Annotated in this window: 12 protein-coding genes; 7 read left to right on the forward strand and 5 right to left on the reverse strand. The window is 67.8% G+C overall.

Annotated features, from left to right (window positions below):
* Positions 1 to 22 precede the first annotated feature (22 nt).
* Complete coding sequence (locus EH231_RS12890; protein ID WP_090428365.1) at positions 23 to 1,378, forward strand: FAD-binding oxidoreductase; 1,356 nt, start codon at positions 23 to 25, stop codon at positions 1,376 to 1,378.
* Positions 1,379 to 1,381: 3 nt separating this feature from the next.
* On the opposite strand, the gene EH231_RS12895 is transcribed toward EH231_RS12890, so the two are convergent.
* Complete coding sequence (locus EH231_RS12895) at positions 1,382 to 2,254, reverse strand: rhomboid family intramembrane serine protease (protein WP_164480873.1); 873 nt, start codon at positions 2,252 to 2,254, stop codon at positions 1,382 to 1,384.
* Between the two features lie 93 nt (positions 2,255 to 2,347).
* Between EH231_RS12895 and EH231_RS12900 the strand changes: the two genes are divergently transcribed.
* The 3 genes from EH231_RS12900 to EH231_RS12910 are packed head-to-tail and all read left to right on the forward strand — an operon-like array spanning position 2,348 to position 5,058.
* A complete protein-coding gene (locus EH231_RS12900; RefSeq protein WP_090428359.1) occupies positions 2,348 to 3,586 on the forward strand; it encodes a cytochrome P450 in 1,239 nt (412 codons plus the stop codon).
* The gene (locus tag EH231_RS12905; protein WP_090428356.1) at positions 3,586 to 4,176 is read left to right on the forward strand and encodes a TetR/AcrR family transcriptional regulator; all 591 of its coding nucleotides are present in this window, start codon (positions 3,586 to 3,588) and stop codon (positions 4,174 to 4,176) included. The genes EH231_RS12900 and EH231_RS12905 overlap by 1 nt, the downstream gene beginning before the upstream one ends.
* A 45-nt stretch (positions 4,177 to 4,221) precedes the next feature.
* Entirely contained in the window at positions 4,222 to 5,058 is an 837-nt protein-coding gene (locus tag EH231_RS12910; protein WP_090428352.1) for a DUF5995 family protein, read from the forward strand.
* Positions 5,059 to 5,068: 10 nt separating this feature from the next.
* Here the strand turns inward: EH231_RS12910 and EH231_RS12915 are convergent, their stop codons facing one another.
* Genes EH231_RS12915 through EH231_RS12925 form a run of 3 tightly spaced genes read right to left on the reverse strand, consistent with a single transcriptional unit; the run spans position 5,069 to position 8,757 of the window.
* Positions 5,069 to 5,779 (reverse strand): siderophore-interacting protein, encoded by a 711-nt coding sequence (locus EH231_RS12915; protein WP_090428349.1) that lies wholly within the window; start codon positions 5,777 to 5,779, stop codon positions 5,069 to 5,071.
* A 51-nt stretch (positions 5,780 to 5,830) separates the two neighbouring features.
* The gene (locus EH231_RS12920) at positions 5,831 to 6,991 is read right to left on the reverse strand and encodes an acyltransferase family protein (RefSeq protein ID WP_090428346.1); all 1,161 of its coding nucleotides are present in this window, start codon (positions 6,989 to 6,991) and stop codon (positions 5,831 to 5,833) included.
* On the reverse strand, positions 6,988 to 8,757 hold the full coding sequence (locus EH231_RS12925) for a DEAD/DEAH box helicase (RefSeq protein WP_090428343.1): 1,770 nt from the start codon (positions 8,755 to 8,757) through the stop codon (positions 6,988 to 6,990). The genes EH231_RS12920 and EH231_RS12925 overlap by 4 nt, the downstream gene beginning before the upstream one ends.
* Positions 8,758 to 8,868: 111 nt before the next feature.
* Between EH231_RS12925 and EH231_RS12930 the strand changes: the two genes are divergently transcribed.
* The 3 genes from EH231_RS12930 to EH231_RS12940 are packed head-to-tail and all read left to right on the forward strand — an operon-like array spanning position 8,869 to position 14,216.
* Positions 8,869 to 9,405, forward strand: coding sequence for an LppP/LprE family lipoprotein (locus tag EH231_RS12930; RefSeq protein WP_090429002.1), 537 nt, complete (start codon positions 8,869 to 8,871; stop codon positions 9,403 to 9,405).
* Between the two features lie 40 nt (positions 9,406 to 9,445).
* Positions 9,446 to 12,871, forward strand: a complete 3,426-nt coding sequence (locus EH231_RS12935) for a TM0106 family RecB-like putative nuclease (protein ID WP_090428340.1) — start codon at positions 9,446 to 9,448, stop codon at positions 12,869 to 12,871.
* Entirely contained in the window at positions 12,864 to 14,216 is a 1,353-nt protein-coding gene (locus tag EH231_RS12940) for an FAD-binding oxidoreductase (protein WP_090428337.1), read from the forward strand. The genes EH231_RS12935 and EH231_RS12940 overlap by 8 nt, the downstream gene beginning before the upstream one ends.
* A gap of 84 nt (positions 14,217 to 14,300) precedes the next feature.
* Here EH231_RS12940 and EH231_RS12945 read toward each other — a convergent pair whose 3' ends face one another.
* Positions 14,301 to 16,004 (reverse strand): DHA2 family efflux MFS transporter permease subunit, encoded by a 1,704-nt coding sequence (locus tag EH231_RS12945; protein WP_090428334.1) that lies wholly within the window; start codon positions 16,002 to 16,004, stop codon positions 14,301 to 14,303.
* Positions 16,005 to 16,066 lie beyond the last annotated feature (62 nt).

Raw genomic sequence — 16,066 nt, forward strand, 5'->3', positions numbered from 1 at the left:
CACCCGCTCGTAGGATCGCGGTGTGCTGTCAGAGCTGATCGCCGAACTGCCCGAAGGTGTCGTCGTCACCGACCCCGACATCCTGGCCTCCTACCGCCAGGACCGGGCTGCCGATCCGGCCGCGGGCACACCGCTGGCAGTGGTCCGGCCCACCCGCACCGAGGAGGTGCAGGCCGTGCTGCGCTGGGCCAGCGCGCACCGGGTGGCGGTCGTGCCGCGCGGCGCGGGGACCGGGTTGTCCGGCGGTGCGACAGCCCTCGACGGCGGCATCGTGTTGTCCACCGAGAAGATGCGGGACATCACCGTCGACCCGGTCACCCGCACCGCCGTGGTGCAGCCCGGCCTGCTCAACGCCGAGGTGAAGAAGGCCGTTGCCGCACAGGGACTCTGGTACCCACCCGATCCTTCGTCCTTTGAGATCTGCAGCATCGGCGGCAATGTCGCCACCAACGCGGGCGGGCTGTGCTGCGTCAAGTACGGCGTGACCACCGATTACATTCTGGGCCTGCAGGTGGTGCTGGCCGACGGCACCGTCGTGCGCCTGGGCGGTCCGCGGTTGAAAGACGTTGCGGGCCTGAGCCTGACCAAACTGTTCGTCGGCAGCGAGGGCACCCTTGGCGTGGTCACCGAGGCGACACTGCGACTGCTGCCGCCACAACACTCCCCGTGCACCGTGGTGGCCACGTTCGATTCGGTGGAAGCCGCATCGAACTCGGTCGTGAAGATCACCGGAAAGATCCGGCCGTCGATGCTGGAGTTCATGGACTCTGTGGCGATCAACGCGGTCGAGGACAAGCTCAAGATGGGGCTGGACCGCAACGCCGCGGCGATGATGGTGGCGGCCTCCGACGATCGAGGTGCCGCGGGCGCCGACGACGCCGAATTCATGGCTCAGGTGTTCACCGAATGCGGTGCCACCGAAGTGTTTTCCACCTCCGACCCGGACGAGGGCGAGGCCTTCGTGGCGGCGCGCCGTTTCGCCATCCCGGCCGTGGAGGCCAAGGGGTCACTGCTCCTGGAGGACGTGGGGGTGCCGCTGCCCGCACTGGCCGAACTGGTCAGCGGGGTGGCGGCGATCGCGGCCCATCGGGATCTGCTGATCTCGGTGATCGCCCATGCCGGTGACGGCAACACCCACCCGCTGATCGTGTTCGATCCGGCCGACGCCGACATGGCCGCGCGGGCCCAGTTGGCATTCGGGGAGATCATGGATCTAGCCGTGGGGCTGGGCGGCACCATTACCGGTGAGCACGGTGTGGGCCGGCTCAAGCAGCCCTGGCTGGCCGGCCAGATCGGCCCGGACGCAGTCGAGCTCAATCACCGGATCAAGCGGGCACTGGACCCGCAGAACATCCTCAATCCAGGCGCGGCGATCTAGGCCTCAGGCCATGCCGAAGCCGGCGAGCAGACTGCTTGTACGCCAGGCGATCAATGCGGCGAACAGCACCAGCACCGCCACCGAGACCCCGGCCTGAATCGCGTTGCGGCGCTCGCGCGGGGCGTACACGAAGGCCGCGGCGATCAACGCACCGGTGACCAGGCCGCCGATGTGGCCCTGCCAGCTGATCGCCCCTGTCCCGAGCGCGGGCCCGGCGAAGGTGAACACCAGGTTGATGATGACGACGGCAGCGATCGAGCGGACATCGAGGTTGAGCTTGCGGGCCACCACGAAGATCGCGCCGAACAGGCCGAAGATCGCACCGGATGCCCCGGCCGTCGCGCTGTTCAGCGGGGACAGCAGATACACCAGCACCGAGCCGCCGAGCCCGCTCAGCGCGTACAGCGTCCCGAACCGCAGCCGGCCCAGCCACTGTTCCAGCGGCGGCCCCACCACGTAGAGCGCCCACATGTTGAACAGCAGGTGCATCGCGCCGTAGTGCAGGAACATCGAGGTCACCAGGCGGTAGTACTCGTCGTGCGCGGCGACGCCGGGCGGCCACAGCGTGAGTTCCTGCTCCAGGTTCTTCGAGGTCATCTGCAGCACGAACATCAGCACGTTCACCGCGATGAGCGAGTAGGTCAGGATCGGGGCTCCCGTGCGCACCTTCCCGCCGAACTGGGTACGCGGTGCCTGAATCGACCTGGCTCCCTCGTTCACGCAGTCCACGCACTGATGGCCCACCGCCGCCGAGCGCATGCACTCCGGGCAGACGGGACGCTGGCAGCGCGTGCACCGCACGTAGGTGGGACGGTCCGGATGCCGGTAACACGTCGGTGTCTGGGCAGGTAACTGCGGCGCGCCAGGGGTGCTCATCACGCCCGAGCCTAATGCGGGCCGCCGGACGGCGACGACGGCCCGGCCAACCGACTATTGACACTATTCCTCTCGATGTCGTACGAATAAGACATGGCAGCGACTTTGTCTCACAGCCCCGCCCGGTTCGTCCCCGCAGATGCCGATACCTGGCCCAACCCGTGGCCCATGTACGCCGCGCTGCGCGACCACGACCCGGTGCACCACGTGGTGCCCGACGAGGACCCCGAGCAGGACTACTACGTGCTGTCCCGGCACGCCGACATCTGGGCCGCCGCCCGTGACCACGGCACCTTCTCGTCGGCACAGGGCCTGACGGTCACCTACGGCGAACTGGACATGATCGGCCTGGCCGACAATCCGCCGTTCGTCATGCAGGACCCTCCGGTACACACCGAGTTCCGCAAGCTGGTCTCCCGCGGATTCACCCCGCGTCAGGTGGAAGCCGTCGAGCCGAAGGTTCGGGACTTCGTTGTCGAGCGCCTCGAGGGATTGCGCTCGAACGGCGGAGGCGACATCGCCGCCGAGTTGTTCAAGCCACTGCCCTCGATGGTCGTCGCGCACTACCTCGGGGTGCCCGAGGAAGACCGGGACCAGTTCGACGGCTGGACCGATGCGATCGTCGCGGCCAACAGCTCGGCCGGCGGCATCACCGCGGCCATGGGCACCGCCGGCGCCGCCGTGGCGTCGATGATGGCCTACTTCTCGGAGCTCATCGAGCGGCGCCGCAGCGAACCCGGCGACGACACCATCTCGCACCTGGTGGCCGCGGGCGTCGGAGCCGACGGCGACATCGCCGGCGTGCTGTCGATCCTGGCCTTCACCTTCACCATGGTCACCGGCGGCAACGACACCACCACCGGAATGCTCGGCGGCGCAGTGCAACTCCTGCAGCAGCGGCCCGATCAACGCAAGCTCCTGATCGACGATCCCGAGCTGATCCCGGAGGCGATCGACGAATTCCTGCGCCTGACCTCCCCGGTCCAAGGCCTGGCCCGCACCACCACCCGCGAGGTCACCATCGGTGACACCACCATCCCGGCCGGACGCAAGACTCTGCTGCTGTACGGCTCGGGCAACCGTGACGAGCGCGAATTCGGCGCCGATGCAGCCGAACTCGACGTGCGGCGATCCCCGCGCAACATCCTGACCTTCAGCCACGGCGCACATTTCTGCCTCGGCGCGGCCGCCGCCCGGATGCAGTCCCGGGTCGCGCTGACCGAACTGCTTTCGCGTTACCCCGATTTCGAGGTCGACCTGGACTCGGTGACGTGGGCAGGCGGCAGCTACGTGCGACGGCCGTTGTCCGTGCCGTTCCGGGCAGGGACCTGATGCCCCGCGACTGGTTGTCGGCCCGGCGGTCCGAAGTGGCCGCCGACCACATCCTCGATGCCGCCGACGCCCTGTTCACCCGGCAGGACGCGGCGACCGTCGGCATGCACGAGATCGCGACTGCCGCAGGTTGTTCCCGCGCCACGCTGTACCGCTACTTCGAGAATCGCGACGCGCTCTACACCGCCTACGTGCACCGCGAAGCGCGCCGGCTGTACGAAGAGGTCAGCGAACAGGTGGCCGCGGTGAAGGATCCGGCGCAGCGACTGATCGAAGGTGTCATCACGGCGCTGAACGCGGTGCGCGACAGCCCGGCCCTGTCGTCGTGGTTCGCCACCGCGCAGCGGCCGATCGGCGGCGAGATGGCCGAGCACTCCGAGGTGATCCGGGCGCTGGTCGAGGGCTTCGTCGGTTCGCTCGCCGGCGGAGCAACGCAAGCCGACGACCAGGTGGGCCGGCGGGCCAGGTGGTTGGTGCGCGTCATGGTGTCGCTGCTGGTCTTCCCCGGCGGCGACGAGACCGACGAGCGCACCATGCTGGCCGAGTTCGTCGCCCCTCTGGTCATCCCGGCACAACTACCGGTGGAGTAGCCGATTGCCGGGCGGAACAGGCTCACCTGCCCCATACTTTCGACTATGGCCAGTCACCCGACGCCACTACCGCCGATACCGCCGGTCACCAGCATTGCCGAGGTCGTCTCGGCCACCGACACGGTCACCGACTGGGCGGTGGAAAACTCAAGTCGGCTGGGCTATTTCGCAGCCCTGTACAAGCGGATCACCATCGCCGTCGGCGTCGCGGTCGAGGACGGGGCATTCGAGGACGGCCCGCGGATGGACCGGCTCGACGCGGCGTTCGCGCAGCGCTACTTCGATGCGCTCAACGGGTACTTCCACCCCGACCGGTACTCGAAGCCCACCCGGTCGTGGCGGGCCACCTTCCAGTGGGCCGACAAACCCGGGCCGATCCTGGTGCAGCACATGCTCGCCGGGGTCACCGCCCACATCGTCCTGGACCTCGGCATCGCGGTACAAGGTCTCGTCGGCCCGGGCCACCTGCCCTCGCTGCACAAGGATTTCGACACCATCAACGCGGTGCTGGCGAGCCAGATCGGCGGGGTGGTCAACGACATCAACGAACTCTCCCCGGCACTGGCCGACATCTATGCCGTGCTCCAACAGCATCAGATCTTCGTCCTCAACGAGGCGATCCGCTCGCTGCGCGACAGCGCCTGGCGGTTCGCCACGGTCCTGGCCCTTGAGCCCGGATTCGCCCGGCCGGCGACGATCTGGGCGCGAGACATACAGGTGAGCCGGCAGGCGCAGGCCGTGTTCGACCCGCCCAGCCTGGTCGGCGCATTCGATCTGGCGATCAAAGAGATCGCGGCGCGCGAGAGTCGCGACGTGGCCCACAACGTGCAAGTGCTCGACGAGATCGCGGCGACACCCGCCCCGATTCAAACCGCGCTGTGATCCGGCTGGCTCAGGCCACCCAGTACGCCTGTGCCTTGATGGATCTACGCGGGATCCTGTACTCCTCGCGGAAGACGCGCGCCACGGCCCGGGTGGTGCGGTTGTTGCAGGCGACCCAGCCGAAGTGGTCGGAGGCGTCGAAAGCCGATGCGCTGAGGGTCTCCAGCAGATCCTCGTCGAATCGGTCCACCCAGATGATCTCCGCGCCGCCGTTGACCGGTAGTTCACGGTCGTCGTCGTGACCCGCCTCCAGGAAGACCCACGCCGGGGCATCCCCGATCGCGTCCAGCAGCGAGTTGATGGCCGGAAGCGACGCGGTGTCGCCGACGATCAGGTAGCCGGCCGGCGCGGGTTCGGGCAGCGTGAAGTTGCTGCCGAGGACCGTCACGTCCAGAACGTCGCCGGGCTGGGCCGCGCGTGCCCAGCGGGTGGCGATGCCGTCGTGCATGGCGAAATCGATGTCCACGGTCCCGGCCTCAGGATCAGCGTTGACCAGCGTGTAGCCGCGTTGATGGGCCTTGCCCTCGTCAGGGAACCAGCCCCGCACCCACATCGTGGGGTGCACCCGTTGTTCGGCGAGCAAGCGCTCGGCACCGAAATGCAGCCTGAGGTAATTCGGGGTGAGTTCGGTACGGCCCGATACCGTCAGCTCGTAATCACCGCCCCGGCAGAGTTTGACCAGGGCTCCTTCCAGCCCGCGCGACGCCTTCTGCTCGCCCATACGTACCTCCCGTGACCATCTTCGTTAGGTAAGCATACCCTAACTAAATACTCAGGAGCGAACGCGCGTGAACCGGTGCAGCAGCCAGGCCGCCGGGATGGTGAACACCATCGTGAGCACGAACAGGTTGAACATCGACCCCGTGTAGACCGGATCGCGCATCACCTCGACCATCACAAGTTCCATGATCATCAGGTGGATCAGGAAGATCTCGTAGGAGATCTCACCGAGGAAGACCATCGGCCGAGAAGCGAGAAATCGGTTGTACCAACCATGGTCACCCAGCGCGGGCGGCGCCACCAGCAATGCCGCGATCACCGCGTAGAAGAACGTCTTCACCAACGCCTCGCTCAGCTTGGCGGGCGACGTCGTCGGCTCCCCCGCGATCGGCGTCGACGCGATGAAGTAGCAAACCACGGCCAACGGCACACACACCATCCCGTAGCCGCGCACCTTGAGCTGACCCAGCACCGTCAGTGCCATACCCGCCACGAACCAGGCCATGTAGGTGGGCAGCCAAAGCCGGGCACCATCAGGCAGATTCGTGGAATCGTGCACGATCCACAGCCACACCGGTGACACCGCGGCCAGCATGGCCAGGCCGAGGAACAACAAACCTGGCCGCCAGCGTCGCCGGCACAACACCACCAGCAGCAGATAGGCGATCAGCGGCAGGACCACGTAGAACGCCGCCTCCACCGCCAGGCTCCACATCTGGGTCAACCCCTGATGCAGAAAGGAGAAAAGGTAGTCGTCGGTGTAGATCTGGGTCAGAGTGAGGTTGCGGAACAGGCCGATCCAGGTGTGGCCGGGGTTCGGACCTGCGGTGCGAAAGTGGTAGAGCAGATAGGCGAGCAGCACCGTCACCACATAGGCCGGCATGATGCGTCGTACCCGGTGCCAGGCGTACCGGCGCACCGACGGCGCACGTCCTTCCGTCGCGGCGGCCTTCACCCAGGGCCGGAACAACAGGAAACCACTGAGCACAAAGAAGATCGGCACACCGATCTCGGCGCGTGAATACACCAGCCCGAGGTAGCCCTGCCCGTATTTGCCGGTGGTGTAGGCCGCATGTGTCAGCACCACCAGAATGGCGGCCACCGCGCGGATCCCGGTCAGTGACGCAACCCGAGTCGACGCGGAAACTGGTGCGTCTATCGACTCAAGGCCACCCTGATCCGACGGCCCCTTGACGCTCCTGGAGACCGTCACTTGGTCTTCCGGTGCGGCTTCCCCGAGCGGTCTTTGTTCTCGGATCGGCCCTTGTACTCCGAACGGCCCTTGTATTCGCGGCGCGGCCCACGGTCACCCCGGTCGGCGCGCTCGCCATGCTCCCGCTCCAGATTGATGAGCATGCCCGAGATCCGGGTGTTCTCCAGGGCTTTGAGCGTCTTGCTGGGCAGCTTCTCCGGCAGCTCCACCAGCGAATAGTCGCCGCGAATGGTGATGTGGCCGAATTCGTTGCGGTGCAGGCCGCCCTCGTTGGCGATGGCGCCGACGATGTGGCCGGGCCCCACCTTGTGTCGCTTGCCCACCGAGATCCGGTACGTCGCAAGGCCCTCGCGCGGCGGGCGCTCCTTGTGCGCGGGCCGCTCGCCCCGATCGTCACGGTCACGCTCGCGGCGCTTCTCCGGCGGCGGTTCCGTCATCAGGAACTCTTCGCCGTTGCGCGACTGCAACGCCAACGCCGCGGCGATATCGACCATCGGCACGTCGTTCTCGCGCTCGTAGTCCTCGATGATCCGACGGAACAACTCCAGGCCCGGACCGTTGAGCGAGTCGGTGATGGAGTCACGGAACTTGGACACGCGCTGCGCGTTGACATCGTCGACGCTGGGCAGCTCGGCCTCGATGACCTTCGACCGGGTGTGCTTCTCGATCGACTTGAGCAGGTGACGTTCGCGCGGGGTGACGAACAACAGTGCATGCCCGGAGCGTCCGGCCCGGCCGGTGCGGCCGATGCGGTGCACGTACGACTCGGTGTCGTGCGGGATGTCGTAGTTGACGACATGCGAGATGCGTTCGACGTCCAGACCGCGCGCGGCGACGTCGGTGGCGACCAGGATGTCGATCGAGCCGTCCTTGAGCGCGGTGATCGTGCGCTCACGCTGGGCCTGGTTGATGTCACCGTTGATGGCCGCAGCCGCGAAACCGCGGGCCTTGAGCCGCTCGGCGACCTCCTCGGTGGCCTGCTTGGTGCGGACGAACACGATCATCGCGTCGCCCTCTTCGACCTCGAGCACCCGCGTCAGCGCGTCCAGCTTGCGCGCACCGGCCACCTGGATGAACCGCTGCGTGATGTTCTCGGCGGTGGCGGTCTTGGCCTTGACCGTGACCTCGACCGGATCGTGCAGGTACTTGGTGGTGATCTTGCGGATGGCCGGCGGCATGGTGGCCGAGAACAGCGCCACCTGCTTGTACTCCGGGGTGTCGGCGAGGATCCGCTCGACCTCTTCGGCGAAGCCCATGGTGAGCATCTCGTCGGCCTCGTCGAGCACCAGGTAGTCCAGGTTCGACAGATCCAGCGTGCCGCGCTCGAGGTGATCGATCACCCGGCCCGGGGTACCCACCACCACCTGCGCTCCGCGCCGCAGGCCCGACAGCTGAACGGTGTAGGACGCCCCGCCGTAGATGGGCAGCACGTTGATCGCGGGCAGATGCGCGCCGTACCGGCCGAATGCCTCGGCGACCTGCAATGCCAGCTCACGAGTCGGTGCCAGCACCAGCGCCTGGGTGGCGCGGCTGGTGGTGTCGATCTTGGACAGGATCGGGATGGCGAAGGCCGCGGTCTTGCCGGTACCGGTCTGGGCCAGCCCGACCACATCGGAGCCCGCGAGCATGGCCGGAATGGTCGCGGCCTGAATCGCCGACGGCGACTCGTAGCCGACATCAGTCACTGCCTTCAACACCGCAGGGTCAATCTGCAGGTCGGCAAACGTTGGGGCGGTATCCCCCGAATCCGGGTCTGGCGAGGTCATCGGTTCAGAAGTCTAGTGCCAATCGAAGGGAATCCCGGCCGCGCGCCTGCACAAACCCGCCACGGGGGCGCGGTAGGTTGCCCAACTGTGAATCGGGTCGCAGTGTTCGCCATGGCCCCCGGGGTCGTTGTGACGGCCGTGCTCACGCTCTCGGGGTGCGGATCGGGCGATTCCACCGTCTCCAAAACCCCCGACGCCAGACCCGGCCCTGCCCCGACCTCGGTGTCGGCACCCGCCGCGCAAGCCGCCCCGACACCGGCGCCACCACAGGCCGATCCCTGCGCGGTGAACCTGGGCGCCCCCGAGATCGCCAAGGCCGTCTCGGAGCTGCCCCGGGACCCGCGCAGTAATCAGTCCTGGAGCCCCGAGCCGCTGGCGGGCAACTACAACGAGTGCGCGCAGCTGTCGGCGGTGATCGTGCGGGCCAACACCAACTCCGAACACCCCAACACCCGGGCCGTGCTGTTCCACCTGGGCAAGTTCATCCCCACCGGCGTGCCGGACACCTATGGCTTCAACGGCATCGACAAGGCAGCCAGCACCGGCGACACCGTGGCACTGGAGTACTCCGGCGGATTCCACGGACTGGCCAGCACGGTGAAGTTCCGCTGGAACGGCGGCGGTGTGGAATTGATGGGCAACATCTAGCTTCACCCGCGATGTCGGTGCCCTCACCTACAGTGGCAGCGTGTTCGTCACCGACGACGGCGCGTCGGGTCCGACGGTCATCTACAGCGCCTCGGATCTGGCCGCGGCCGCCCGCTGTGAGTACGCCCTGCTGCGTTCGTTCGACGCGCAGCTCGGTCGTGGCCCGGCGGTGTCGTCCGACGACGAATTGCTGGCTCGCACCGCACAACTCGGCGGTGACCACGAGCAGCGCCATCTCGAGGACCTGCGCGCCGACTGCGCGGTGACGGTGATCGGCCGGCCCACCTACACGGCGGCCGGGCTGACGACCGCGGCCGAGGCCACCCTGGAAGCCGTGCGGCGCCGCGACCCGGCGATCTATCAGGCCGCGATGTTCGACGGACGGTTCGCCGGGTTCGCCGATTTCCTGATCTGGGACGGTCAGCACTACCGCCTGCGGGACACCAAACTGTCCCGCTCGGTGAAAGTGGAGGCGCTGCTCCAGCTGGCCGCCTACGCCGATGTGCTGTCGACCGCCGGGGTGCCGGTCGCCGACGAGGTCGACCTGGTCCTCGGCGACGGCGCGATGTCCAGCTACCGCGTCGACGAACTGCTGGCGGTGTACCGGCCACGGCGCACCGCGCTACAGGCGCTGCTCGACGGCCACCTCGCCGCCGGTACCGCGGTGCGCTGGTCCGACGACTCGGTGCGGGCGTGTTTCGGCTGCAGTGAATGCGAGCAGCAGATCCGCGCCACCGACGACTTGTTCCTGGTGGCCGGGATTCGGGCCGGCCAGCGCGCCCGGCTCATCGAGGCCGGTGTCACCACCACCCATCAGTTGGCCGGCCACACCGATGCGGTACCCGGGTTGGCCCAGCGCAATCTGACCGCGCTGAGGGGGCAGGCCCGCCTGCAGGTGGCACCACAGCCAGATGGCAGGCCGCCGTATGAAGTCGTCGACCCGCAACCGCTGATGCTGCTGCCGGATCCGGACAAGGGCGACCTGTTCTTCGACTACGAAGGCGACCCGTTGTGGACGGCCAACGGCCAGGACTGGGGACTGGAATACCTGTGGGGCGTCCTGGGCGCCGAAGGGAACTTCCAGCCATTATGGGCGCACGACCGGGCCAGCGAACGCCAGGTTCTCATCGACTTCCTGGACCTGGTCCGTAAGCGGCGCAAGCGTTTTCCCAAGATGCACATCTACCACTACGCGCCCTATGAGCGCAGCACCCTGCTGCGCCTGGCCGGTCGCTACGGCGTGGGCGAGAACGATGTCGACGACCTGCTGCGCAACGGTGTCCTCGTCGATCTGCTTCCGTTGGTACGCAAGAGTATTCGCGTCGGCACCGAGAACTACAGCATCAAATCGCTGGAACCGCTGTACATGGGTAACGAACTGCGCGGCGGTGAGGTGACCAAGGCCACCGATTCGATCACCGAATACGCGCGCTACTGCGCACTGCGCGATGCCGGCCACCACGACGAGGCCGCCACGGTGCTCAAGGAGATCGAGGACTACAACCGCTACGACTGCCGGTCCACCCACCGGCTGCGGGACTGGCTGATCAATCGGGCGTTCGAAGCCGAGGTGCCGCCGCGTGGCCCACAACCGGTGCGCGACGGAGCACCGATCGAGAAGGCCGACGCCGTCGACCGCAAGCTGCTGCGCTTCGCCGGCGACGGAGTGGAACCCCGAACGGCCGAGCAGCAGGCCGTGGCACTCATCGCAGCGGCCCGCGGTTTCCACAAACGCGAGGACAAACCGTTCTGGTGGGGCCATTTCGACCGGCTCAACAATCCGGTCGACGAATGGGCCGACAGCACAGGCGTTTTCGTAGCAGAGAAGGCGCAGGTCGTCGCCGACTGGCACACCCCGCCGCGGGCCCGCAAACCGCAGCGGCAGGTGCTCTTGACCGGCGCCATCGACGCCGGGGAACTGGGTTCCGAGGTCTACGCGCTGTACGCCCCGCCGGCGCCGGCAGGCCTGTCCGACGATCCGGACCGTCGCGGCTTCGGCAGCGCCGCGGTCGTCGGCTGTGACAATCCGGAGGCTCCCACCGAGGTGCTGATCACCGAACGCCAGCCCAAGAACGGTGACACGTTCACCCAGGTGCCGTTCGCGCTGACCCCCGGGCCGCCGATCAACACCAAGCCCCTGCAGGCCTCCATCGACAGCACGGCAACCACCGTCTCCGCCGGTCTGCCGAAGCTGCCCACCGACGCGGTGACCGATGTCCTGCTGCGCCGCCCACCCCGCACAGTCAGCGGCCGGGCACTGCCCCGCGGCGGGGCGACCGCCGCCGATATCACCGCGGCGCTGCTGGACCTGGATTGCTCGTACCTCGCGGTGCACGGGCCGCCGGGCACCGGCAAGACCCACACCTCGGCGAAGATCATCGCCCGGCTGGTCAACGAATATCACTGGCGGATCGGCATCGTCGCGCAGTCACACGCGGTGATCGAGCATCTGCTGGAGCAGGTGATCGACGCCGGGGTGGACGCGGCGCTGGTTGCCAAGAAGCGCAAGGGCGCCGACCCTCGGTGGACTGAGATCGACCAGAATCAGTACGCCTCGTTCATCGCCGATCATCCCGGATGCGTGATCGGCGGCACCGCATGGGATTTCGCGAACGAGGCGCGGGTCCCACGCCTTTGCCTCGACCTGCTGGTGATCGAAGAGGCCGGCCAGTTCAACCTGGCCAACACCATCGCGGTGGCCCCGGCCGCGCGCAATCTGCTGCTCCTGGGTGATCCGCAGCAATTGCCCCAGGTCTGCCAGGGCACCCACCCGGCACCGGTCGACGATTCGGCATTGGGCTGGCTGGTCGAGGGTGCGCACACGCTGCCGGCCGAGCGCGGCTACTTTCTGGACTGCTCGTTTCGGATGCATCCGGCGGTGTGCGGCCCGGTGTCGCGACTGTCCTATGACGGCCGCCTGCAGTCACACGAAAAGGTCAGTGCCGCACGCACACTCGACGGTATCGAACCCGGAGTTCGGGTACTCGAGGTCGCCCATCTGGGCAATTCGACCGACAGTCCCGAAGAGGCCGACGCGATCGTCGCGGCCATCACCGGCCTGATGGACACCACCTGGACCGACGAGCACGGCAGCACGCCGCTGGGGCAGGACCACTTCCTGGTGGTGACGCCCTACAACGCCCAGGTGACCGCGGTGCGGCGAGCTCTCGACGCGGCGGGCCTGACCGAGGTGCAGGCCGGCACGGTGGACAAGTTTCAGGGCAGGCAGGCGCCCGTGGTGTTCGTGTCGATGACGGCCTCCTCGGCCGCCGATGTGCCCCGCGGGATCGGATTCCTGCTGAACCGCAACCGGCTCAACGTGGCGATCAGCCGGGCCAAGTACGTCGCATACATCGTGCGCTCACCCCAGCTCACCGACTACTTGCCATCTCAGCCGGACAGCCTGATCGCACTCGGTGCATTCCTGGCCCTGACCGATCCTGTGGTACACCCGACCGGTGACTGAAACGCTTACCGAAACGCTTGCCGGGATCGTTGGTGCCGGATACGTCACCACCGATCCCGACGTGTTGGACGGCCGCTGCGTCGACCACACCGGGCGCTACCGCGGACAGGCAACGGCGCTGGTCCGCCCCGGCAACGCCGACGAAGTGGCCGCGGTGCTGCGGGCCTGCCGCGACGCGGGAGCGTGTGTCACGGTGCAGGGCGGCCGAACCTCATTGGTGGCCGGGACGGTGCCCGAGAACGACGACATCCTGCTGTCCACCGAGCGGCTCACCGGGATCGGTGCCGTCGACACCGTCGAGCGCCGGGTCACCGTCGGTGCCGGGACTCCCCTGGCCGCCGTGCAGCGTGCCGCGGCCGCCGCCGGTCTGGTCTTCGGCGTGGACCTCGCCGCCCGCGAATCGGCAACGGTCGGCGGGATGGCCTCCACCAACGCCGGGGGTCTGCGCACGGTGCGCTACGGCAACATGGGCGAGCAGGTGCTGGGTCTGGACATCGCGCTACCCGACGGGTCGGTGGTGCACCGGCACAGCCAGGTCCGCCGCGACAACACGGGCTACGATCTGGCCTCCCTCTTCGTCGGCGCCGAGGGCACCCTCGGCGTGATCACGACGCTGGACCTCCGGCTGCACCCCACGCCCTCCCACCGGGTCACCGCGATCTGCGGGTTCGCCGACCTGGACGCACTCGTCGGCGCAGGCCGAATCTTCCGTGACCTCGAGGGCATCGCCGCGCTGGAGTTGATCGACGCCCGGGCCAGTGCGCTGACCGCCGAGCACCTCGGCGTGGCCGCCCCGGTCGACGGCGCCTGGCAGTTGCTGATCGAATTGGCCGGCGACAGCGACCAGACCGAACGCCTGGCCGACGCGCTGGAAGGCGCCGAGCTATGCGGCGAGCCCGCCGTCGGCGTCGACACAACCGCGCAGCAGCGGTTGTGGCAGGTCCGCGAGTCGGTGGCCGAGGTGCTCGGATTATTCGGCCCGCCACTGAAATTCGATGTCTCCCTGCCGCTGTCGGCGATCCGGGGTTTCGCCGACGCATCGGCCGAATTGATCGCCGACCATGCGCCAGAAGCGATCCCGGTGCTGTTCGGGCACATCGGCGAGGGCAATCTGCACCTGAACGTGCTGCGCTGCTCCACCGATTCCGAACCCGCGCTGTACGCCGCGATGATGACGCTGATCGCCGACTGCGGCGGCAACGTCAGCTCTGAACACGGCGTCGGCTCACGTAAACGCGACTATGTGGCGATGTCACGCACCGAGGCCGACATCGCGGCCATGCGCACCGTCAAGGCCGCGTTCGATCCGGGCGGTTACCTCAATCCCGCGGTGCTGTTCCGCTGACTTTCCTTGCGCGAGAAGACGCGTAGGTACCCGAAAACGCGCGTTGTCGGGTACCTACGCGTCTGTTCGCCGTAGAAAAAGTAATCACTCATCGCGCTCGGCCATGAACTCGGCGTAGATGTTCTCCCACTTTTCAGGGTCCTCGGCCAGCGGCAGCGCCCGGAACGAGTCGGTCGCCGCATCGGCCAAGTCGCCATCGGTGTCGTGATGGCTCACGGTGAACTCGATGTAGTCGTCGTCATCGTCGTCACGGGGATCCAGGTAGGGCTCGGGGTTCGCGCCGTGCCCGGACACGGCCGCGAAGGTCGATTCATTGCCGAAACCGAGCAGGAACAGGGCGGCCACCACACCGAACAGCGCGACGAACGCAGGCAGCAGCATGGACTGCGACATCGCCGCGGCGAACGGCACGTGCAGGAACTCGGGCAGTTCGGCGGCCGCACCCTCCCCGCGGGGCGCCGCGCTTGCCGCCCCCGGCAGTTCGGCGCCGATGCGCGACGTCATGTACGCCGCGATCCCGGCGCTGCCAAGCACCGACCCGACCTGGCGGGTGGCGTTGTACACACCCGACCCGGCCCCGGCCAGGTCCGGCGGCAGGTTGCGCGTCGCTGTCGCCGCCAGCGGGGACCAGATGAACGCCATGCCGATGCCCATCACCAACTGCGGCAGCAGCAGCCGCCAGATCGGTGTCGTCGGGGTCATCTCCACCGCCAGCCAGGTCAGCCCGATCGCCATGGCCGAGAAGCCGAAGCCGATCACCGGCGTCGGATGCGCCCGGTCGACAATGCGGCCGACCACCGGTGCCAGCACACCGCTGGCGATGGCGGTCGGCGCGGTCAACAGGGCCGAGCGGATCGGCGACAGCCCGCACACCGTCTGGGCGTAGAACATCAACGGCAGGATCATCGCCGTCACCGCGAACCCGATCGTCGCAACGCCCACGTTGGCCAGACTGAAATCGCGGTCCTTGAAGATCCGCAGCGGGATCAGCGGCTCGGCGGTGTTGACCGCCTGCCAGCACACGAACGCAACCATCACCGCGATGCCGACCGCACCGGTGGCCCACACCCACGGCGCCCAGTCCCGCGACTGTCCCTCCTGCAGTGCGAACACGATCAGGAACATGCCGACGCCGGACAACACCACGCCCAGCAGGTCGAACCGGTGCGGCTGGGTGGGCAGCACCGGGACCAGCCACACTGCCAGCGCCAGACCCAGGATTCCGATCGGCACGTTGACGAAGAAGATCCACTGCCAGCCCAGACCCCCGACCAGCACGCCACCGGCCAACGGCCCGACCAGGGTGGCCACCCCGGCGGTCGCACCCCACACGCTCATCGCCACCCCGCGCCGCTCGGGCGGGAAGATGCGGGTGATCGTCGACAAGGTCTGCGGCGTCAGCAACGCCGCACCGATGCCCTGCACCACGCGCGCGGCGATCAGCATCTCGATGCTGCCGGCCAGACCACACCACAGCGAGGCCGCGGTGAACACGGCCAGGCCGGCCAGGTAGAGGTTCTTGGGCCCGTACACATCGCCGAGCCGGCCGGCGACGAGCAGCGGCACCGCATACGCGAGCAGGTAGGCGCTGGTCACCCAGATCACGCCGTCGTAGTCGGCGCCCAGGGCTTCCATGATCGTCGGATTGGCGACCGCGACGATCGTCGCGTCGACCAGGATCATGAAGAAGCCGACCATCATGGCCCACAGCGCGTTCCACGGATTCTCCGCACGCGCCGACACATAGCCCTGCGGGCTCGGGGTGCGGGCGTTCAGCACTGGAGACATGTCGAATGTGGTGGGTTGGGCCTCGGGTCCGACCTAGTTGGGTTGTTGGCGGGCCCAGCCGA

It is taken from the genome of Mycolicibacterium nivoides, assembly GCF_003855255.1.
Classification (GTDB): Bacteria; Actinomycetota; Actinomycetes; order Mycobacteriales; family Mycobacteriaceae; genus Mycobacterium; species Mycobacterium nivoides.